Source organism: Prochlorococcus sp. MIT2304, assembly GCF_059772405.1.
Map to the genome: position 1 here is coordinate 441,338 of NZ_CM186286.1, position 16,515 is coordinate 457,852.

At 33.1% G+C, this 16,515-nt stretch carries 31 protein-coding genes; 10 read left to right on the plus strand and 21 right to left on the minus strand.

All coding sequences use genetic code 11. The annotated features are described in order from the left end of the window. The first annotated feature begins 31 nt into the window (after window positions 1–31). The gene (locus AC6EIY_RS02555) at window positions 32–1,561 is read left to right on the plus strand and encodes a phytoene desaturase family protein (protein WP_498507419.1); all 1,530 of its coding nucleotides are present in this window, start codon (window positions 32–34) and stop codon (window positions 1,559–1,561) included. Between the two features lie 23 nt (window positions 1,562–1,584). Here the strand turns inward: AC6EIY_RS02555 and AC6EIY_RS02560 are convergent, their stop codons facing one another. Both AC6EIY_RS02560 and AC6EIY_RS02565 read right to left on the minus strand, forming a co-directional pair. After that, window positions 1,585–1,815, minus strand: a complete 231-nt coding sequence (locus AC6EIY_RS02560) for a hypothetical protein (protein ID WP_498507421.1) — start codon at window positions 1,813–1,815, stop codon at window positions 1,585–1,587. Then, on the minus strand, window positions 1,799–2,023 hold the full coding sequence (locus tag AC6EIY_RS02565; RefSeq protein WP_498507422.1) for a hypothetical protein: 225 nt from the start codon (window positions 2,021–2,023) through the stop codon (window positions 1,799–1,801). Before AC6EIY_RS02565 ends, AC6EIY_RS02560 begins: the two co-directional genes overlap by 17 nt. A 215-nt stretch (window positions 2,024–2,238) precedes the next feature. On the opposite strand from AC6EIY_RS02565, the gene AC6EIY_RS02570 reads away from it, so the two are divergent. The 8 genes from AC6EIY_RS02570 to AC6EIY_RS02605 all read left to right on the plus strand — a co-directional run bounded on the left by AC6EIY_RS02570 (window position 2,239) and on the right by AC6EIY_RS02605 (window position 6,412). Beyond that, entirely contained in the window at window positions 2,239–2,556 is a 318-nt protein-coding gene (locus AC6EIY_RS02570; protein ID WP_498507423.1) for a hypothetical protein, read from the plus strand. A 128-nt stretch (window positions 2,557–2,684) separates the two neighbouring features. Beyond that, on the plus strand, window positions 2,685–2,825 hold the full coding sequence (locus tag AC6EIY_RS02575) for a hypothetical protein (protein WP_498507424.1): 141 nt from the start codon (window positions 2,685–2,687) through the stop codon (window positions 2,823–2,825). 108 nt (window positions 2,826–2,933) lie between these two features. Continuing rightward, the gene (locus AC6EIY_RS02580; RefSeq protein ID WP_498507425.1) at window positions 2,934–3,197 is read left to right on the plus strand and encodes a hypothetical protein; all 264 of its coding nucleotides are present in this window, start codon (window positions 2,934–2,936) and stop codon (window positions 3,195–3,197) included. 135 nt (window positions 3,198–3,332) lie between these two features. After that, window positions 3,333–3,506, plus strand: coding sequence for a hypothetical protein (locus tag AC6EIY_RS02585; protein ID WP_498507426.1), 174 nt, complete (start codon window positions 3,333–3,335; stop codon window positions 3,504–3,506). 209 nt (window positions 3,507–3,715) lie between these two features. Then, window positions 3,716–4,276 carry a CIA30 family protein gene (locus AC6EIY_RS02590; protein WP_498507427.1) on the plus strand — a complete coding sequence of 187 codons (561 nt, stop codon included), beginning with the start codon at window positions 3,716–3,718 and terminating at the stop codon, window positions 4,274–4,276. A 199-nt stretch (window positions 4,277–4,475) separates the two neighbouring features. Then, entirely contained in the window at window positions 4,476–5,951 is a 1,476-nt protein-coding gene (locus AC6EIY_RS02595; RefSeq protein ID WP_498507428.1) for a polysaccharide deacetylase family protein, read from the plus strand. 88 nt (window positions 5,952–6,039) lie between these two features. Beyond that, window positions 6,040–6,231: a hypothetical protein gene (locus AC6EIY_RS02600; RefSeq protein ID WP_498507429.1), complete on the plus strand. Its 192-nt coding sequence runs from the start codon at window positions 6,040–6,042 to the stop codon at window positions 6,229–6,231. Window positions 6,232–6,277: 46 nt separating this feature from the next. Next, window positions 6,278–6,412, plus strand: coding sequence for a hypothetical protein (locus AC6EIY_RS02605; protein WP_498507430.1), 135 nt, complete (start codon window positions 6,278–6,280; stop codon window positions 6,410–6,412). Window positions 6,413–6,459: 47 nt separating this feature from the next. Here the strand turns inward: AC6EIY_RS02605 and AC6EIY_RS02610 are convergent, their stop codons facing one another. From AC6EIY_RS02610 to purT, 13 genes are all read right to left on the minus strand, one after another. Beyond that, window positions 6,460–6,630 (minus strand): hypothetical protein, encoded by a 171-nt coding sequence (locus AC6EIY_RS02610; RefSeq protein WP_498507432.1) that lies wholly within the window; start codon window positions 6,628–6,630, stop codon window positions 6,460–6,462. A gap of 382 nt (window positions 6,631–7,012) precedes the next feature. Continuing rightward, window positions 7,013–7,171, minus strand: coding sequence for a DUF8642 family protein (locus AC6EIY_RS02615; protein WP_498507433.1), 159 nt, complete (start codon window positions 7,169–7,171; stop codon window positions 7,013–7,015). A 235-nt stretch (window positions 7,172–7,406) separates the two neighbouring features. Beyond that, window positions 7,407–7,586, minus strand: coding sequence for a hypothetical protein (locus AC6EIY_RS02620; protein ID WP_498507435.1), 180 nt, complete (start codon window positions 7,584–7,586; stop codon window positions 7,407–7,409). Window position 7,587: 1 nt separating this feature from the next. Next, complete coding sequence (locus AC6EIY_RS02625) at window positions 7,588–7,851, minus strand: hypothetical protein (protein ID WP_498507436.1); 264 nt, start codon at window positions 7,849–7,851, stop codon at window positions 7,588–7,590. A 5-nt stretch (window positions 7,852–7,856) separates the two neighbouring features. Continuing rightward, a complete protein-coding gene (locus tag AC6EIY_RS02630; RefSeq protein ID WP_498507437.1) occupies window positions 7,857–8,060 on the minus strand; it encodes a hypothetical protein in 204 nt (67 codons plus the stop codon). Between the two features lie 564 nt (window positions 8,061–8,624). Further along, on the minus strand, window positions 8,625–8,798 hold the full coding sequence (locus AC6EIY_RS02635; protein ID WP_498507438.1) for a hypothetical protein: 174 nt from the start codon (window positions 8,796–8,798) through the stop codon (window positions 8,625–8,627). A gap of 77 nt (window positions 8,799–8,875) precedes the next feature. Beyond that, complete coding sequence (locus AC6EIY_RS02640; protein ID WP_498508142.1) at window positions 8,876–9,208, minus strand: DUF1499 domain-containing protein; 333 nt, start codon at window positions 9,206–9,208, stop codon at window positions 8,876–8,878. 264 nt (window positions 9,209–9,472) lie between these two features. Beyond that, entirely contained in the window at window positions 9,473–10,024 is a 552-nt protein-coding gene (locus AC6EIY_RS02645; protein ID WP_498507439.1) for a nitroreductase family protein, read from the minus strand. A gap of 153 nt (window positions 10,025–10,177) precedes the next feature. Then, the gene (locus AC6EIY_RS02650) at window positions 10,178–10,447 is read right to left on the minus strand and encodes a hypothetical protein (protein ID WP_498507440.1); all 270 of its coding nucleotides are present in this window, start codon (window positions 10,445–10,447) and stop codon (window positions 10,178–10,180) included. Between the two features lie 162 nt (window positions 10,448–10,609). After that, on the minus strand, window positions 10,610–10,786 hold the full coding sequence (locus AC6EIY_RS02655) for a hypothetical protein (protein ID WP_498507441.1): 177 nt from the start codon (window positions 10,784–10,786) through the stop codon (window positions 10,610–10,612). Window positions 10,787–11,154: 368 nt separating this feature from the next. After that, window positions 11,155–11,325, minus strand: a complete 171-nt coding sequence (locus AC6EIY_RS02660; protein WP_498507442.1) for a DUF4278 domain-containing protein — start codon at window positions 11,323–11,325, stop codon at window positions 11,155–11,157. Window positions 11,326–11,942: 617 nt separating this feature from the next. Beyond that, a complete protein-coding gene (locus AC6EIY_RS02665; RefSeq protein ID WP_498507443.1) occupies window positions 11,943–12,209 on the minus strand; it encodes a hypothetical protein in 267 nt (88 codons plus the stop codon). Further along, window positions 12,202–13,365, minus strand: a complete 1,164-nt coding sequence (gene purT, locus AC6EIY_RS02670) for a formate-dependent phosphoribosylglycinamide formyltransferase (RefSeq protein ID WP_498507444.1) — start codon at window positions 13,363–13,365, stop codon at window positions 12,202–12,204. Before purT ends, AC6EIY_RS02665 begins: the two co-directional genes overlap by 8 nt. 652 nt (window positions 13,366–14,017) lie before the next feature. On the opposite strand from purT, the gene AC6EIY_RS02675 reads away from it, so the two are divergent. Beyond that, window positions 14,018–14,233 carry a hypothetical protein gene (locus AC6EIY_RS02675; protein WP_498507445.1) on the plus strand — a complete coding sequence of 72 codons (216 nt, stop codon included), beginning with the start codon at window positions 14,018–14,020 and terminating at the stop codon, window positions 14,231–14,233. A gap of 169 nt (window positions 14,234–14,402) precedes the next feature. Here the strand turns inward: AC6EIY_RS02675 and arfB are convergent, their stop codons facing one another. The 6 genes from arfB to AC6EIY_RS02705 form a co-directional block, all read right to left on the minus strand. Then, window positions 14,403–14,825 (minus strand): alternative ribosome rescue aminoacyl-tRNA hydrolase ArfB, encoded by a 423-nt coding sequence (gene arfB / locus AC6EIY_RS02680; protein WP_498507446.1) that lies wholly within the window; start codon window positions 14,823–14,825, stop codon window positions 14,403–14,405. A gap of 8 nt (window positions 14,826–14,833) precedes the next feature. Next, window positions 14,834–15,322, minus strand: coding sequence for a hypothetical protein (locus AC6EIY_RS02685; RefSeq protein ID WP_498507447.1), 489 nt, complete (start codon window positions 15,320–15,322; stop codon window positions 14,834–14,836). A 374-nt stretch (window positions 15,323–15,696) separates the two neighbouring features. Next, a complete protein-coding gene (locus AC6EIY_RS02690; protein ID WP_498506751.1) occupies window positions 15,697–15,822 on the minus strand; it encodes a high light inducible protein in 126 nt (41 codons plus the stop codon). After that, entirely contained in the window at window positions 15,822–15,941 is a 120-nt protein-coding gene (locus AC6EIY_RS02695) for a high light inducible protein (protein WP_011294968.1), read from the minus strand. The genes AC6EIY_RS02690 and AC6EIY_RS02695 overlap by 1 nt, the downstream gene beginning before the upstream one ends. Before the next feature lie 20 nt (window positions 15,942–15,961). Then, window positions 15,962–16,168, minus strand: coding sequence for a CAB/ELIP/HLIP family chlorophyll-binding protein (locus tag AC6EIY_RS02700; RefSeq protein ID WP_498506750.1), 207 nt, complete (start codon window positions 16,166–16,168; stop codon window positions 15,962–15,964). A gap of 134 nt (window positions 16,169–16,302) precedes the next feature. Then, the gene (locus tag AC6EIY_RS02705) at window positions 16,303–16,503 is read right to left on the minus strand and encodes a hypothetical protein (RefSeq protein WP_498507448.1); all 201 of its coding nucleotides are present in this window, start codon (window positions 16,501–16,503) and stop codon (window positions 16,303–16,305) included. Window positions 16,504–16,515 lie beyond the last annotated feature (12 nt).

Here is a 16,515-nt window from a genome sequence, read left to right on the forward strand (position 1 = left end):
AGAAGAAAAATTTCTTAAATAAAAAAAATAAATGAAAAATCCAGAAGTAATAGTAATTGGAAGTGGTATAGGAGGATTATGCTGCGGAGGATTACTCGCAAAAGCTGGCAAAAAAGTCCTAATACTTGAGGCTCACACAAAGCCAGGAGGAGCTGCTCATGGCTTTGAGAAAGATGGTTATAAATTTGAATCTGGTCCCTCTCTTTGGAGTGGAATAGGTAATTGGCCTACCACTAATCCATTAGGTCAAGTCCTCAAAGCTCTTAACCAAAAGGTTGAATTAATTAAATATCAAGATTGGAATGTTCAAATTCCTGAGGGTGAATACACGATTGGAGTTGGAGATAGAAGATTCCTTGATCAGATCAATTCAATTAGTGGAAATGAAGCCATTAAAGAATGGGAAGAATTTATTCGAGTGATTAAACCGATTGGTGCAGCAGCTAATGCAATCCCCCTAATAGCATTAAATCAAAACAAGGACACTGTATTTCAGCTCTTAAGACGTAGTAAAAAACTCCTCATCCACATGAAATCTTTTAAATACCTGGGAGGTGCTTTTGGAAATTTAGTTGATGAACATCTTAAAGATCCATTTTTACAGAATTGGGTTGAATTACTTTGTTTTCTTATAAGCGGTTTATCTAAAGACGAAACTAATGCAGCTGCAATGGCAACTCTTTTTGATGATTGGTTTAAACCAGATGCCTACTTGGAATACCCAAAGGGAGGAAGTGAATCAATCGTTAAGGCTCTGTTAAATGGAATTTACTCATTTGGAGGGAATCTAAGACTTAATTCAAAAGTAAGTCAGATAATTATAAGAAGGAATAAAGCAATCGGAATTGAGTTGAAAAATGGTGAGAAAATATTTGCAGATCATATTGTTAGCAATGCAGATATTTGGAGCACCCTTGATTTATTACCACAGGAAATATCTAAAAAATGGAGAAAGGAAAGGGCGATGACTCCAAAATGCAAGTCATTTCTCCATCTTCATCTTGGGTTTAATGCAGAGGGACTAGAAGATATTCCGCTACATTCAATATGGGTTGATGATTGGGCAAAAGGTATTACTTCTGAGAGAAATGTAGTAGTTCTCTCCATTCCATCGGCATTGGATCCAACAATGGCTCCCCCCAACAAACACGTTCTTCACGGATATACGCCTGCTAATGAGCCTTGGGATAAATGGAAAAATCTTAAAATAGGTTCTAAAGAATATGAAAAAACAAAAGAGGAGCGGTGCTCAGTCTTCTGGGAACCAATAAAAAGATTGATACCTGATATTCAGGAAAGAATCGAGATAAAAATGCTTGGAACACCACTAACTCATCATAGATTTTTAAATACAAAAAATGGAAGTTATGGACCAGCTTTGTCAGCCTCAGAAGGACTTTTTCCAGGGAATAAGACTCCAATTAAAAATCTATTATTGTGCGGCTCATCTACATTTCCAGGAATCGGGATACCACCTGTAGCCGCCAGTGGTGCTATGGCCGCCAACAAAATTCTAGGTTCTAAATTTCAAAGGGATCTAATTCAAGAGCTAGAAATATAAAAGGTTCTATGGTTCATTGGGAATTATTTAAGATCAATAGTCCAACGTCTTTGCCCCATTCGATCTGATTCTGAATAACAATGTGCAATCAATTCTCCATTTCTTTTCCTAACAGAGCATTCCAAGCCATCCTCTGTTTTGAAGAAAGCAGAAGTAGCCGGTGAGACGTCTTTTGAAAGAGGAGAACCCAGATTATTTAAAATCAAAGACCAAATCAAATCTTCATCAGCATCTTTACTAGCTGTGAATTGCATTTTCTGTCGACTCCTTTGTATTGGAGACTGAATCTGAGTTTAAAATATCAGAACCAGGAATACCCTTAGCAACTGAACCAATCAGGGTTGTATGAGATTCAGGATCTTTCTTTAAAGATGTTACTCCAAGATCATTTTTTGATATCAATATAAAAATAATTATCCCAACAAATGTCAAAATAATTGCTAATGCCAAGGAAGAATCCATAAGGGATATTTATTCAGCGAAAATAAAATAAGACATACATCAAAATCAATTTAACTCAGAGAAATAATTCTTATCCCTATTATTTATATATGACTAACAACAAGTAAAAAACATTACACAACAATGTAATTAATAAAAAGAACTTAAATTTTAGTAAATTTAAAAGGCACTTATTACAAAGATTATTGGATAATCTTAAAAGCCTAATCAAGTAAATGAGCGAAAATAATTTTAATACAAGTAATCCTGAAACAGCAAACCATCATTGGTTCCCATTTTTAAGATATAAAAAAGAATGTGAAGCAGCTGGGAAGGAACCAAGTGTTAATGAATGGATGAGGGCAACTGGTCAACTCGATGCAAAAATAGCTCATGAAGAATCAGTGGCATTAGCAGCCAAAATAGCCGCAGAAAAAGAAGCTGACGCAAAAAAAGCAATAGAAAAAGAAGCTGAAGAAAAAAAGACCGCCTTAAAAAAGGATTTGAAAAAGTCAACAAAATCTATAAGTGAAAATGAATCAGCGAAAAATTGAGTCAAATTCAAACTCAGCTAAAATCTGAAATTCTATGAATAATGTGAAAACAATTCTTACAAGCTTTTAAGATTTTGAGCTTTTTAGAAAATATACTTAAAAATAATAATTAATTCGACTTCAAATTAATGAATTTTGCTTTAGCTTCTTCAGAACTAGGTGTTAGTTCATTCACTATAAATCTTATACTAATAACCTCTGTAGGCGTTTTACTTGGATTGCCAACATTTTTCCTACTAAAATCTGGTCAAGGCAAGTCTGCACTATAAAACACCCTAAAAAAAGTAGCTAAGATTCGACAAAGTTGAAGTCGTTCCCTTATAAAGCGAGTATTTTCACATCAGACGGCATACTGGATAATATAAAAAATATTAGCTATGACTAACTCACTCAACAAAGCTTTTACAGGAGCAATAGCTCTAGCTCTGATAGTGATGGCTATAGGCCGTATCCCATTTATCAAAGAAAAAGAGCTCTCAAATTTATGCAGAGAATACTACACAATGTACCTTAATCAGAATGACTACTCACCAAAAGAAAAAAACACAAAGATTAAATTGATTGCAAAAAAAACAGGTCTTAAAGCTGAGACCAATAATGTTGGTAATTTCTGTAATTCGTTCTATTTCAACCAAAGATAGATTATGAATAAGAAAATAGAAAAGTTTTCTGAAAAAATTTATTCACTCTCTAATAGGAACAAATACATCCGTAATTATATCGATAGATTTAATATCAATTTAGTAGTCAAATAAGGATAGTAACAAGGGATAATCATGAAGAAAGAAACATCATCAAATCTCCTTGAAAAAATTGATGTCGCTAAAGAAAGAATCAAGGAATTAGAAACAATGATTAATCATTGGGAAGGTATCGAAGTTGAAGGCTTTTGGGATGCAGAATGCTCCATAAATCCATCATCTCCTGCTTGCCTTCTCTTTAATAATTGACCTTCAATCGATAAAACATTAAGCCAACCAAAGCAAATCAACTCAGATCAAAAGGTATTCAAATACTTTATTCGTATTCAAAAAATAACTTTTAGACCATAACAATCACTTAATCAGACTAAAGATTTGTTCTTTAAATCGTGGAATCTACATTTTTAAACTCATGATTCACAAAAAAATTTTATAGAGTTTAAAAAATTTAGATAAAAATGACAGAGCTATCAAAGGTAGTGTCATCCAGTGACTTTGATGATTGGTTTTCTTTGAACGACACTGTTATGGGAGGTTCAAGTAAGGCAATTTGTAGATCCTCGTCAAAAGGCCTCTCCCTGGAAGGTGTTGTAGTTGAGGAAAAAGGAGGTTTTGTTAGTTGCAAATCCCCAATATTTTCACCTGTTCTAAATTTATCCAAATATAAAGGTTTTGAATTAAAAATTGAAGGTAAAGGTCGAACTTTAAAATTTGGAGTGTCATGTAAATATGGAATTTTTGGGTTAAGAGGATTTTTCTTGGACAAATCTCCTGGTGGGCTCAGATGGGTAGCAGAGATAGAAACAAAAAGATTTGGGACAACAACTATCAAAGTACCTTTTGAAAGTCTTGAACCAACTGTTTTAGCAAAAAAAATTTCATTACCAATTATATTCAAATCAGAATCCATAACCCAATTTCAATTACTACATTCCAAGTTTGGTAAACCAGGAAAATTGAATCCTGGCTTTAAGCCTGGCAAAATAAATTTTGTATTACAATCTATTAGTGTATATTAGGAGTATTAGAAAAATAAATATATTTATATTGTTATGATATTTTAGGTAAGAAAAATACACTAATAGTAAACGTATTTCTCAATGGGTTGAACCTTAATACACATCAAATCTATGAAAAACATTTTTTATTGTATATACTCCAATTAAATTATAAAACATCCTTTCAGTTGGATCGCATTAAATATATAACCTCAATAAAATGAATAAAAATGACTTACCACCGATATGTGGTTTTGAATTTGAAATTAATAAGTTAGTAAATAAGGAGAGAGATAGTAGAGAATTCGAAGAAAAGTCAAGGTTAGAGAATGTTAATTCAGGATTTGCATGTGCCCTCCATATGCATCAACCAACAATTCCAGCAGGTAAGAATGGAGAGCTAATTTCACATTTGCAATATATGTTTGAACACACATTAGAAGGAGATAATCACAATGCCGAACCATATGCTCAATGCTACAAACGTCTAGCTGAAATCATTCCAAGCCTAATAGATGGTGGATATGATCCCAAAATAATGCTTGATTACTCAGGAAATCTTCTATGGGGATTCGTGCAAATGGGTCGCGAGGATATTCTTTCATCGTTAAGACTCCTAACGTGTGATAAGACAGTTCATCAGCACGTTGAATGGCTAGGAACCTTTTGGAGTCATGCTGTAGCCTCTTCAACTCCACCCTCTGACTTTAAATTACAGATAACAGCCTGGCAGCACAACTTCTTATCATTATTCGGAGAAGATGCACTGCGTAGAGTGAATGGATTCTCTCTTCCTGAGATGCATCTTCCAAACCAACCTGATGTTCTTTATCAATTAATCAAAGCTCTAAAAGAATGTGGATACCGTTGGGTAATGGTTCAAGAACATAGCGTTCAAAATTTAGATGGCTCAAGTCTTAGAGACGAGCAGAAATATATTCCTAATATGCTCAAAGCACAAGGAAGTAATGGAGAGACCATCTCTATTCTTTCACTAATAAAAACTCAAGGTTCAGATACAAAACTTGTTGGACAAATGCAACCTTATTACGAGGCAAAAGGACTAAATAAACACAAATTAGGTCAAAATATTATCCCAACGCTAGTTTCCCAAATTGCTGATGGAGAAAATGGCGGAGTAATGATGAACGAATTTCCTCAAGCTTTCATTCAGGCCTATAGAAGAATTGGTCCAAAAAAGAATAAAAGTCACACAATTGCCATGAATGGTTCTGAATACCTCGACTTCTTGGCGACTTTAAGTATAGATGAAGATATTTATCCATTGATACAAGCAGTCGACCAAGACAAAATATGGGGGAAGATTTCAGGTCCAATAACTCCTACCTCAGTTAAACAAGCAATTAGTAAATTAAAACAGGAAGATCAATCCTTTTCCTTGAGTGGAGCTAGCTGGACTAACGACTTGAGTTGGGAAGATGGATATAAAAATGTTTTAGAACCAATTACAAAACTTAGTTCCTATTTCCACGAAACATTTGATCATTTACTAGTTCAAAATCCATCGTTAACAAAAAACCATAGTTATCAAGAGGCACTCCTATATCTTTTGCTATTAGAAACTAGTTGCTTCCGTTATTGGGGACAGGGGCAATGGACTGAATATGCTAAAACGATCTTCAGAAAGGGTGAAGAGGTGATTAGAAACTTTGAGATCTCAGCACAGAAAAGTTAATCAATTTTAAAGGCATCAATCAAGAAAGGGAAATAACTAGCAAAAAGTAATTTTTTGCGTTAACCTCACCGACTAAAGCATTAATAAAATGACAAGTACAAGTTTTGACAAAAATGGTCTTGATAAAGCAGGTATTCATTGGATGCAATATCTTTCAATGACATCAATGTCATTGCTTATATTTCTTATAGCATTAGACAAAGCAGTTCCCAGTTTTCATCGTTTTGTCTTATTTTCAATGGCAAAAGCAGGAATTATTTGTAATGGAATAGCTGGATGATGCACTTATGAAGTTAATGATCTTGCAAAAGAAAAAATATTAAACTATGAAAGTCAAAATTAATCCAGACAATGATGGTTATGATCCATTAGATGAATACTTCAAAAAGAAAAGTGACACATATGAAAATGAAACTGAAGAATATTTCCCTCAAGAGACATCTAAGCCCCCACATTATTAAAGCAACTAAAAAAGGGATGAAGATAATTTAAAATCCACTAATTATTCTTATCTAGGTGAAATGTATGTACCTTTGGGATAAAGTCTTGAGATTGCATTGAATCGCTTTGATATTTGTCGTTCTTTATCAATGTTGACTTTACGATTCAGAACCAAAACGTTGTGAACCATCCATAGAAAAAAACCAACTAGCCAATACCAAGATATGGGATGAGCCAAAACTTTTAAATATCATCTAATAAATGATGGCAGTTTTGGCAGTTTTATTCATAAGTATTTTAACCTTTTATTCTTACCCCAACATCAAAAATAGATTTTAAAAGCCAATTAATAGGGAATATTACCCCTTGCACTGCTTCTTCATCTTTTTAGAAATAATTAAGAGTTTAAAAGATATTAAGTAATCACAGGAAAATTTTTTGTATGCCAGAAAACAAGATTAAAGGAATGTATCGACTGAATCATTCATAGTCTTTTCTAAGGTTACAGAAGGCGGATAAGGCTGTTGGGTTAGTCATCTAATTTTAAATTGCGAGTCGAAAAGTTAATTGAATCACTAAAATAGCTAAGGTTTTTTATGGTTTTGTTTTTTAATAAAAAGTCAAAAATATGAACTTTTCAAATGCCTTTCCATGCATATTGTTTGGCAATCATTCTCTTCCGCACTGCTAGATATTGAACAATATGTAACACACTCAAGATAATCCTCAATTGGATCCACTTGTCCATGCGAGATTTTCATAGTATCAGTCTTATTCATAAAATTTATCTGCAATATAGTTTAATCTATCCTTTCTTTTTATTTTTTTCTATCGGTATTACTTACTAACTTGCAAACATAAGAAAAACAGATGAATTTATCAATACAAAATAAAAATCAATGGCTAATAGGATAGATACTAAATTTTATAGCTAATAATAATAGTTATATAAAAACAACGCTTAAAAAGAAAAATATTAAGATCTAACTCAATCAAATATAAATAATTTATGTTCTACTTTCTCAATTTTATTCTGATTCCTATTTTTTCTCTAATAGCTTTTATCGGAATCATATCTTTCATTTGATCATCAATTTGCTTTCTAATTAAATTTCTAAATATTTGAGAAAGCCAAACCAATACCAAAAGTAATAATACAACTGTTCCCAATACAATTAATGAATAGGTATCCATTTTAAAGTTCTCTATATATTGCCCATTCATCACCATCAGCAGTGACTTCAGAAAGTAAAGCAACCGCTATGTCAGACTGATCAAAGCGTTTAACGATAATCTCTTTACCTCCCAGATACGGATAATTGAACTCTGATTTTGAACGACTAGCCTCTAACCGTTCTGTTGGTGTCAAGACTTCAAGAATTTTTATCCATATCTCATCATCTGAAGCAAAAGGAGGAACAGAAAACTTACTCGGGCTATTTCCATTTTTTTTATCCATATTCTCTAATTTTCAGCATTAATCTCATTTATTTCTTTTATTAATCGCTTTTGTCGTTCAGGCGTGATAAATCCAAGAGCTCCACATTCATTGATGTCTTGAATGGGATCTGAAAGTCCATCATGTTTCTCTAGCCAACCCTCAGTGCATCCTTTGCATGCTAATTCATTTAATTCACTGGCCAAAGTCTTTGCTTTCAAGGTATCCATCAATAAAATTTTAATACTACTTTCTTTCTAGTTTACAGTCACTAATTAACTCAAGAAAAAAAATTAATACGCCTTACTCAATAAAATTACAAAGTTGTAAAATTTGTACCTATAAATGCATTAGTGGAATCAAATAAAATAAGAACTAAAAAAAATTAAGATAGGAGCTCAAGCAACTTCCTTTATGAAATCCCTATAAATAGAAATATCGATAGGTCTATTCACATCGGATTGAAAATCAACAATGTCTTGATAAATCTCATTAGGTAAAGGTTCCATTTGGCATCTTGAATAACATTTGTTAGTATTATTTTTTATTGAAAACCTATCGCCTAAGCGCTTAAAGATAGACAATGTCAAAATGCAACTTGAGTTAGTTATATCGTCAGAGGCTATAGATGCAATACGCAAAACTACTAGTTTTCTCCATTAACCGAGTAAATAGTTATTACTAATATAGTTTTAAGTAGTTACCACTATAGAAAAGAATTCAATTAATGAAGCCTCTAATCATATTTACGATGAAACAAAAATCATAAGATGGAAAAACAATTGTACTAACTGCTAATTTTCATGTGTTGAAGTTGCACTAGAAATCGATTGTGAAATCATAGGTATTGAATGTTTTTTGCCGTCTGGACTGACATATATATTCTCCTTCCCATATTCAGTATCAATGATTTTTTCAAAATGAGTCCCCTTTGGAAGATGTAGAAAATATTTTTGTGCTCTGTTCATCTTTTTATTATATCTATTTTAAAATAACTAAAATTTTTTACAACGACAACTATTGATTGTTCTATAAAGTTTGGTAGCTAACTATTTGATTTTTCTAGTGCAGTTAATAATCTTCCCACTCTAGCTCCATTAACTCCAAGATCGCCTCCACCATATCTCGATGCTGATTTGATTTGAATCCTCTTATTAATTTTTAAAATCTCCAAGTCATCAGGAAATCTAAAAATTAAACTACGACAAACCCCTTTCCAATAACTTTGATTACTCTCTAAAACTTTAGTTCTAGGAATCTTCTGGGCAATCCTCACAAGTTGATCAAAAGTCTTGTCAACATCTTCAAAATCTTTTTGAAAGAAAACGCAATTTAGTGGATTTAAACAGGGACTAAGACCTGATTTGGAATCTGGCAAATTTCCCATTAGTTTATATATTGATCATGAAAATAAGTTTATCCGAACTGTGGTCTTGTTTTTCATAAAAAGTACTCAGTAATGTCTAGTTCTCCCTACATAAAATACCTATAAGATTAAGTTTCTCCGATTAAAGTAAGAACACTACATTTTTTAGTTATGAAACGTTTAGATAAGAAAGGGATGATGCTTATTGTTTTTAGTGTGGCCTCAACACTACCTTATCAGTTTCATTATCTCTCTTCTGTGAGTTAAGCCAAGTTACTAATCCCTCTCTCTATAGATAGTGCTAATAGGAGGCCTTTTGATCACAGGTGGCTCAGCTCCATATCCAATCCATATAAAACCAATTATTTCTTCCTCAAATGGACTTATTTCTACGATTTGATAAGTGTTAGGATGTTTTGTGATTTTACCTGTTGACCACTTGTAACCGACATGATCTGAAGCAAGTGAAAGCGACAGGTTTTGGATTGCACAAGCACAAGCAGCATAATCTTCGAGTTTTTGAACTTGATTATCTGTACATATTTGAGTAGCAATAAGCAAATGGGAAGGATTAAACATTTTGTCCCTTATTTTTTTTAAACTAGATTCATCTGTTGGCTTATCACCAAACTTCAGAGTTAGCTGTAGTTGATATAGAAGTTCTCGTTTTTTTATTCCAATGTTGGTAAAACGCCATGGAAAAGTTCTTCTGTGGCAGGGCGCTTGATTCGCTGCACTTATTGCTTTTTCAACAACGTCATTAGAAACACTTTTTTCAGAAAAAATATGAATTGTCCTTCTTTTTTGAATTGCTTGAGCTATTTCCATGATTTTATATTTATGTAATTAACTATAGAGCTCTGATAATGATCTTCTCACAGCAAGCTGATTAAAGGATTGAATAAATAAACGAAGATTTGATCTTTTTCTTATCTGCATTTTATCTCAATAGAAAAGCAAGATATGTAAAAAAATAATCTGTTAAGCAACTTGATCAAAAAACACATTTGATGGTTTGGAGAACAAAGAGACTACTTGGCCTTTAGGTGTCTTGAACACGCGTTCAACTATTTCTCCATCATTAATAATCACTTTTGTATTCAAGGATCCAGCAGGTAAATTTGCAGCTCTATTACTTAAAATATTCTCTAGCTCTGGATAATGATCATTAGGTTTCAGAGCCTCTTTTAAATCAGGATGTCTATCGAAGATCGCGTCATCAAAGGCCTTAAGCTTTTTCGTTAAAACCATGCTTGGAGATAGCTGTTACCTTTGACTTTTAACCTACTAATCTCACGACGTAAAGGGTATTTAAACTAAGCTCGACAAAAAGGTTAATAAGAAAACAACAAAATCTTTCACGCAAGAAGAAATAAACTTAAATACTTTCCCAAGCTCAAAGCGAAAATATTGCTATCTTCTAGATGCATCAATCACTCGCTTTGTATGATAAGAAATTGGCGTTACCTCGTTACTCCTGTCATTAAAAACTGACTGTGTAAAAACAGTAATGGCAGCAATACTTGGTGTGATCGGTAAAAACATAAATAAAGCTAACAATGTACTGTTAGGTTTGAACGATTTTTGCATTGATTATTAAATTCCACTAATATTCTCAACAACTTTTTTGCGAGGTGCGTGTAGGGGTTTCCCTGACAAAACCTATTAATTTGACCTGTAATACGACCTAAACACTTTTGGCCTCTTCCATAGCATTGAATAAATAACTTCAAGTGCCTTTTGAGTTTTAGGAAGCTTACAACTTGGCCATGACTGTTCAGTAATCATTGTGATTATTTCGGAGTCAATATTATTTCTACATCAGAAACCAGCAATAAAACCAGAGTAATAGAACTCAAGCAAAAATACACATGTGCAGAAAGTTGTTTATGTAGATATTAATGGTAGAAATAAACATAAAAAAGGGGGTAATTATACCCCCTTAAACCTCCTTCGATTTACTTTTGGTATGAATTACCCCTGTAAGTAAAGGATGCTTGCATTTGCTTCTTAGCTTCTGCTTGCCTAGATGTGTAGATGCTACGCCTGTAACTTAATTCTACAACTTTTTTTGGAGTAGCCTCTTTATGTTGAAGGTACTCTTTGCCTCTGTAAGTAAGAACAGTCATTGTTCTTTCCCGAAGTAGTGCTCAAGACCCCGTTCCATGTCTCGAGTCTTACTGCAGCTATGAAACAGCTGAACGTTTAATTAAAGTAACATAAATAATCCTCAAGTGATGTTCCTAGTGATACATAAAAGGAAGAATTTTGTAGTAATAACATAAATAGTTGCATTCCCAACTAAAAAGAACTATTCACAGAAAAGAAAAAAAATTTTTCTTCCTGATCATAAACTTTTTTAAATTATAAATAACCTCACCCTTTGATCCTACCCTTAAACAAAATGTTTGATGATAACGTAAATCGTCAATGTGGTGGAAAGTAAAATCCAGACAAAACACTATTTTTAAAATCAAATAAAATGCTTCAGTAACACTTCAAGAAGGTAAACCATTTAAGAGCCACACAAAAGCTTCATTGTTTAAAATCCAGTTTCTGAATACTGATATCATTATTAGATTAATAAAGAGAAGAACTAAAAAACGAAACTTCGGATCATCCATAACCATAAGCCCATGAAAATTTAATTTTTTTAAGCAACACCCATAAAAAAAATATTAACAGTGCTGCGAATATGGGAAAATTAATATTAGCTAAAAGATTTTGCTTGAAGTTATCATATTACCTATGGTTTTCGATCTCTTTTGAAAGGCTTACCACCTTTACTCAAATAATCTAGATACCTATCAGACTCTCTGAGGTAATAATTCCTGCTTTGACCTATATATTTTGCTTCAATTAATAGGTCGGTAACTTGAGGCCAAAAAGATTCCGGAACCAACTCGAGTGGGTTAATTGCATTTGGGTTCCAATTTAACTCAGTCAAGAATAGGAACCAAATAGACTTGCACTTATTGAAGTCAGACAAAGAATCTGAATGAATATTATTCATTTATGAATTGTATTGATTGAGCTGCCTTATCCGCTTTGATTCTTGCTTCACCAATTGTTGAAGCCTTTGCTACGGCTACTCCCATTCGACGGCCTTCGGTTGAGATTGGCTTACCAAATATAAACACACTTGTATTCGTCTGACTTAAGGCTTCTTCAAGTCCCTTGTAACGAATGTTTGTGTTTTTTTTCGGAGCCAGAATTACTCGGCTTGCAGAAGCTTCAGCACATACTATTTCTGGTATTGGTATACCTAAAACAGCTCTAAGGTGTAATTCAAACTCGTTTAAATTTTGGCTAATCAAAGTTACTAAGCCAGTATCATGTGGCCTTGGTGAAAGCTCTGAAAAAATCACCTCATCATCCTTAATAAAGAATTCAACCCCAAACAAACCCACGCCTCCAAGATTATCCGTAACACATTTGGCAATCTGTTGAGCCTTCGCTAAGACACTTTCAGATAATTCAGCTGGTTGCCAACTACATTGATAGTCTCCATTATTTTGCTCATGTCCTATGGGGGCACAGAACAATGTTTTACCGTTAAATTGTCTAATAGTTAATAAAGTAATTTCCAAATCAAAATCAATAAATTCTTCTAGTATAACTTTATTGGATTTACCTCTTGATTTTTCAATGGCCAAGATCCAAGCCTGATCAAGTTCAATTTTATTATTAACTAAACTTTGTCCTTTACCTGAAGAACTCATAACTGGCTTAATTAACAAAGGATAACCAATCTTCTCTGCATGAAAATCAAGCTCAGATTGATTCATCGCGTAACTAAATTTTGCAGTTCTTAAATTTAATTCATTTGAAGCCAAATCCCTAATTTTATCTCTATTCATAGTTATTGAAGTAGCTCTAGCATTGGGTATTACTCTTATCTTTTGTTCGATTTCCTTTAAGACATCGACTGCTAATGCTTCGATTTCAGGAATAATAATATCGGGTTTACAATTATATATCGCTTCTATTAGTTCATTGTCATTATTCATATTTAACACCTCGGATTGATCGGATACCTGCATAGCAGGAGCATTATTATATCTGTCACAGGCAATAACATAACAACCTAATCTTTTTGCAGCTATTGCAACCTCTTTACCTAATTCTCCACTACCTAAAAGCATTATCTTCTTTGGAAAAAAATTCATAATCATATTTATAGGGTTAAGAAAATATATATAAATATAATAAGCATAAAAATCTTAAATAGATTAAATTAATAGAAAAGGAAGTAGAAGTTAACAAGTATTTTCAATGAAAGATAAAATTTTTCTAGCTAAAGAATTTAAAAGACCCCTCACGAATTGAATGTTTTCATTAAATCGGAGCACTTGTAATATTGGTTAGAATTAATTGGTTATTAGCAGGTATCTCTTCTAATCAAGAAAACAGAAAAATGATATCAAAACTACCTCAAGTAGTTATAATTACTACTCTTGAGTAATGAAATAGTGTTAATTGTTGACATTAGGTACAACCTATTAAAAAAAATAATAATGAACATTAGTAGAAACAAATAAATTTATTCCTTCAATGTCAACGCTATAGCTAGTTTAGATTGTGTTTTCGGGAAAAAGCCAGCATATGAAAACCATCAAGACAACCTAAATAAAGACGTAAAAATAATAAATGGCAAAATTTACAAGCACGTCTCCTTATTTTTCAAAACATGTAATTAGAATGGACGTAATAAGTCAAAATTTTTCCACCTGAATACAAAAATAATGTGATTAGCTGTGCAAGCTCTTTACGAGTGAAGCAAAGTTAGTTAAAAAAAGAATAACTTCGACTTATTCATTAATGGTTGCCAAGAAAAAACTTAAAGACTTCAAGAACTTGGATCAGTTCCCAAATTTAAAAGAAGCTGTTGTACCAGCTATCAAGACATTACCCTCAGGATCAATTAACACCAAAGTAATTATTAATGATGGTGAAATTGTAGAGAGAGTGTATGAGACACCAAAAGGTGAGATCATATCACTATTTCCAAATCAATCTTTAAAAGAAGCTGCATAAAAAATCTATTTTGTAACTAGTCAATGTCTTCTAAAGAAGAAATCAACTCAATCCTAAAAGCATTGACCTCTACTCAGAAAATCCAATTCATCAACCTCTCCAATGAATAAGTATATGTAACTAAAAAGACCAACTACAGGAACTGTCAAAAGCACGTCTCTAGAAGGTGTTAAAAATCTATCTTCAGCTGTCTATTTCTCTTTAATTCACCACGTTTCTTCTTTGAATCGACCCTTCTCTTTTGAGATGAGCGTGTTGGCATTGTCATTCTTCTTTTCTTTGGAGTTTGCTTTAAAAGTTCCCGTAAGGTTGAGGTAAGTCTACGTAAAGCTAATTGTCTATTCTGATACTGAGATCTCCTATCCTGAACGGCTATACATATACAGCCATTAGTTAGCTTTACGTCATTATGAATTAAAATCCTATGCTTCTGATATGAACTTAATGCTTTTGAATCAAATACGTTATATACAATTTCAACTCGGCTGTCTGTCTTATTTACGTTCTGTCCCCCTGCTCCTGACGATCTAGAGAATCTCCACTGTATTTCATTGGCTGGTATTTCAAGGTTATGCTTAATTCTTAGATTCATTTATACCTCTATCCAGCCAATCTAAGTGAGCTCATTTCTAAAGGATTTTGCTTTTTTGCTTCTTTACGCACATTGGGGAAAGAGCTCCCGAATAAATCAATGTTGGTTACCTCTGGACATTTTTTATTAGGACCACATATAAATAAATAGGTTTCACCATTCAAGCTTGCATCTGGAAGCCTAATACAAATGACTCCAACATTCTTTTCAAGTAATGTCCAAATTTTCTTCTTATCCATACATTCTTGAAGAAGATTGCTAAATTTACTTTCTCTACTGACTCCTGTCATATTAAGAACAAAATAACGATTAATAAAAATCTCCTTAGCCTTAATTTCAGATTCCTTGCTAAGTATTCTTGCCAGGTAATGGCAGTCAGTTAATAAATATTCTTGACTATCTAATTTAGACAGTACCCATCCAATATCTTTTTCACTAACCCCTTGTTCACTAAGAACAAATTCGAAGGCTCGCTCTTGAGCAGGACCTCTCCCCATCTAAAAGGTTCCACAAAATTTTTATCGATTATGACACATAACATTAATTTTTGGTTCTGTCATATCAACTCTTTGTTGTCCAACCGAACAACAACCAAACGATGAACAATGGTAAGTAAGTTCTTAATCACAACAAATGGAGACTAGACTTTAATGCACATATAAAGAGATATTTAATACTTACTCATTTTCAATAAATCAATATTTATAGCCAACATAAGATTCTAACTCATAACAATTGATGGCTCCAAATAAATTTATTAGCACCGTCTGCTCAATAAAGAAATTAAGATTAAAAAAGAGCATACAACTAAAAAGGCCCCAAATGTAATGACATAGAAGAGGCCTTTCAGATCAGATTTTTATATTCAAAATCAAACAATTCCTGGAACGATCCAGCCTGTTATTCCGTAGTTAATGACTGCTGCAAAGAAACCCATCATCGCTAGACGACCATTCATTTGCTCTGCTGTTTTCCAGTAGCTAGTTTCCTTATTCATTAAACGACACCTGGAATAAGTTGACCGGTTGTTAGGTAAATACCTGTTAGTAGAACGAATGCCATCATGGCTGGTCTACCGATGCTTCTTTCTAGAATTGTTTTGTTAGATGGTTGCATTGTTATGAGTAGTTATTGGTTTAGAAAATTCCAGGAATGATTTGACCTGTTGTGAAATAAGCACCTAAAAGACTGATCATCCCGATCATTGCCCAACGGCCATTTGTCTTTTCTGCTTCTTCTGGGTAGCTGGTGTAATCCTCTACAAGTTGAGGCTGTGTTTCACGAGCAAAGATGTTTTGCTTGCCATACTCAGTGATTACCTGAGATGAAGATGAAGATGTCATTACTGGAATTGCTTTGATGTGAAGTAATGTAAAGTATGAATTTTCTAAGGGGTAGATACGGTCAGGTACGGCTTACTCACTTTATTGACATATTTATCTTGAGACTTGTCAAAAAATTCCCGACTATAGTGAGATTAGAGAATTAAATATAGAATTGCTAAATCCTGATTAGATTCTGCAACTTTTTTTCTTAAAAAAATCAATGCCTCATTGTCCATACTTGACTCGGCAATCATTTTTTCAGCTTCATTGATACCATGCTCAAGATTTTTAATTTTTAATTGAAGAATTTCCCTATCTTTTTTGCACTGCTCAAGAGTGAAATCGTCAATCATTTTTGTAAATAC

Coding starts and splice junctions, on each gene's coding strand:
- AC6EIY_RS02665 (WP_498507443.1), bottom strand. CDS start 12,209: ATGAATAATATTCATTCAGATTCTTTGTCTGACTTCAATAAGTGCAAG.
- AC6EIY_RS02605 (WP_498507430.1), top strand. CDS start 6,278: ATGAAAGTCAAAATTAATCCAGACAATGATGGTTATGATCCATTAGAT.
- AC6EIY_RS02645 (WP_498507439.1), bottom strand. CDS start 10,024: ATGGAAATAGCTCAAGCAATTCAAAAAAGAAGGACAATTCATATTTTT.
- AC6EIY_RS02685 (WP_498507447.1), bottom strand. CDS start 15,322: ATGGGGAGAGGTCCTGCTCAAGAGCGAGCCTTCGAATTTGTTCTTAGT.
- AC6EIY_RS02700 (WP_498506750.1), bottom strand. CDS start 16,168: ATGACATCTTCATCTTCATCTCAGGTAATCACTGAGTATGGCAAGCAA.
- AC6EIY_RS02590 (WP_498507427.1), top strand. CDS start 3,716: ATGACAGAGCTATCAAAGGTAGTGTCATCCAGTGACTTTGATGATTGG.
- AC6EIY_RS02570 (WP_498507423.1), top strand. CDS start 2,239: ATGAGCGAAAATAATTTTAATACAAGTAATCCTGAAACAGCAAACCAT.
- purT (WP_498507444.1), bottom strand. CDS start 13,365: ATGAATTTTTTTCCAAAGAAGATAATGCTTTTAGGTAGTGGAGAATTA.
- AC6EIY_RS02580 (WP_498507425.1), top strand. CDS start 2,934: ATGACTAACTCACTCAACAAAGCTTTTACAGGAGCAATAGCTCTAGCT.
- arfB (WP_498507446.1), bottom strand. CDS start 14,825: ATGAATCTAAGAATTAAGCATAACCTTGAAATACCAGCCAATGAAATA.
- AC6EIY_RS02585 (WP_498507426.1), top strand. CDS start 3,333: ATGAAGAAAGAAACATCATCAAATCTCCTTGAAAAAATTGATGTCGCT.
- AC6EIY_RS02655 (WP_498507441.1), bottom strand. CDS start 10,786: ATGCAAAAATCGTTCAAACCTAACAGTACATTGTTAGCTTTATTTATG.
- AC6EIY_RS02635 (WP_498507438.1), bottom strand. CDS start 8,798: ATGAACAGAGCACAAAAATATTTTCTACATCTTCCAAAGGGGACTCAT.
- AC6EIY_RS02555 (WP_498507419.1), top strand. CDS start 32: ATGAAAAATCCAGAAGTAATAGTAATTGGAAGTGGTATAGGAGGATTA.
- AC6EIY_RS02690 (WP_498506751.1), bottom strand. CDS start 15,822: ATGAATAAGGAAACTAGCTACTGGAAAACAGCAGAGCAAATGAATGGT.
- AC6EIY_RS02615 (WP_498507433.1), bottom strand. CDS start 7,171: ATGAATAAGACTGATACTATGAAAATCTCGCATGGACAAGTGGATCCA.
- AC6EIY_RS02560 (WP_498507421.1), bottom strand. CDS start 1,815: ATGCAATTCACAGCTAGTAAAGATGCTGATGAAGATTTGATTTGGTCT.
- AC6EIY_RS02650 (WP_498507440.1), bottom strand. CDS start 10,447: ATGGTTTTAACGAAAAAGCTTAAGGCCTTTGATGACGCGATCTTCGAT.
- AC6EIY_RS02620 (WP_498507435.1), bottom strand. CDS start 7,586: ATGGATACCTATTCATTAATTGTATTGGGAACAGTTGTATTATTACTT.
- AC6EIY_RS02595 (WP_498507428.1), top strand. CDS start 4,476: ATGAATAAAAATGACTTACCACCGATATGTGGTTTTGAATTTGAAATT.
- AC6EIY_RS02575 (WP_498507424.1), top strand. CDS start 2,685: ATGAATTTTGCTTTAGCTTCTTCAGAACTAGGTGTTAGTTCATTCACT.
- AC6EIY_RS02675 (WP_498507445.1), top strand. CDS start 14,018: ATGGTTGCCAAGAAAAAACTTAAAGACTTCAAGAACTTGGATCAGTTC.
- AC6EIY_RS02600 (WP_498507429.1), top strand. CDS start 6,040: ATGACAAGTACAAGTTTTGACAAAAATGGTCTTGATAAAGCAGGTATT.
- AC6EIY_RS02705 (WP_498507448.1), bottom strand. CDS start 16,503: ATGATTGACGATTTCACTCTTGAGCAGTGCAAAAAAGATAGGGAAATT.
- AC6EIY_RS02630 (WP_498507437.1), bottom strand. CDS start 8,060: ATGGATACCTTGAAAGCAAAGACTTTGGCCAGTGAATTAAATGAATTA.
- AC6EIY_RS02660 (WP_498507442.1), bottom strand. CDS start 11,325: ATGACTGTTCTTACTTACAGAGGCAAAGAGTACCTTCAACATAAAGAG.
- AC6EIY_RS02565 (WP_498507422.1), bottom strand. CDS start 2,023: ATGGATTCTTCCTTGGCATTAGCAATTATTTTGACATTTGTTGGGATA.
- AC6EIY_RS02625 (WP_498507436.1), bottom strand. CDS start 7,851: ATGGATAAAAAAAATGGAAATAGCCCGAGTAAGTTTTCTGTTCCTCCT.
- AC6EIY_RS02695 (WP_011294968.1), bottom strand. CDS start 15,941: ATGCAACCATCTAACAAAACAATTCTAGAAAGAAGCATCGGTAGACCA.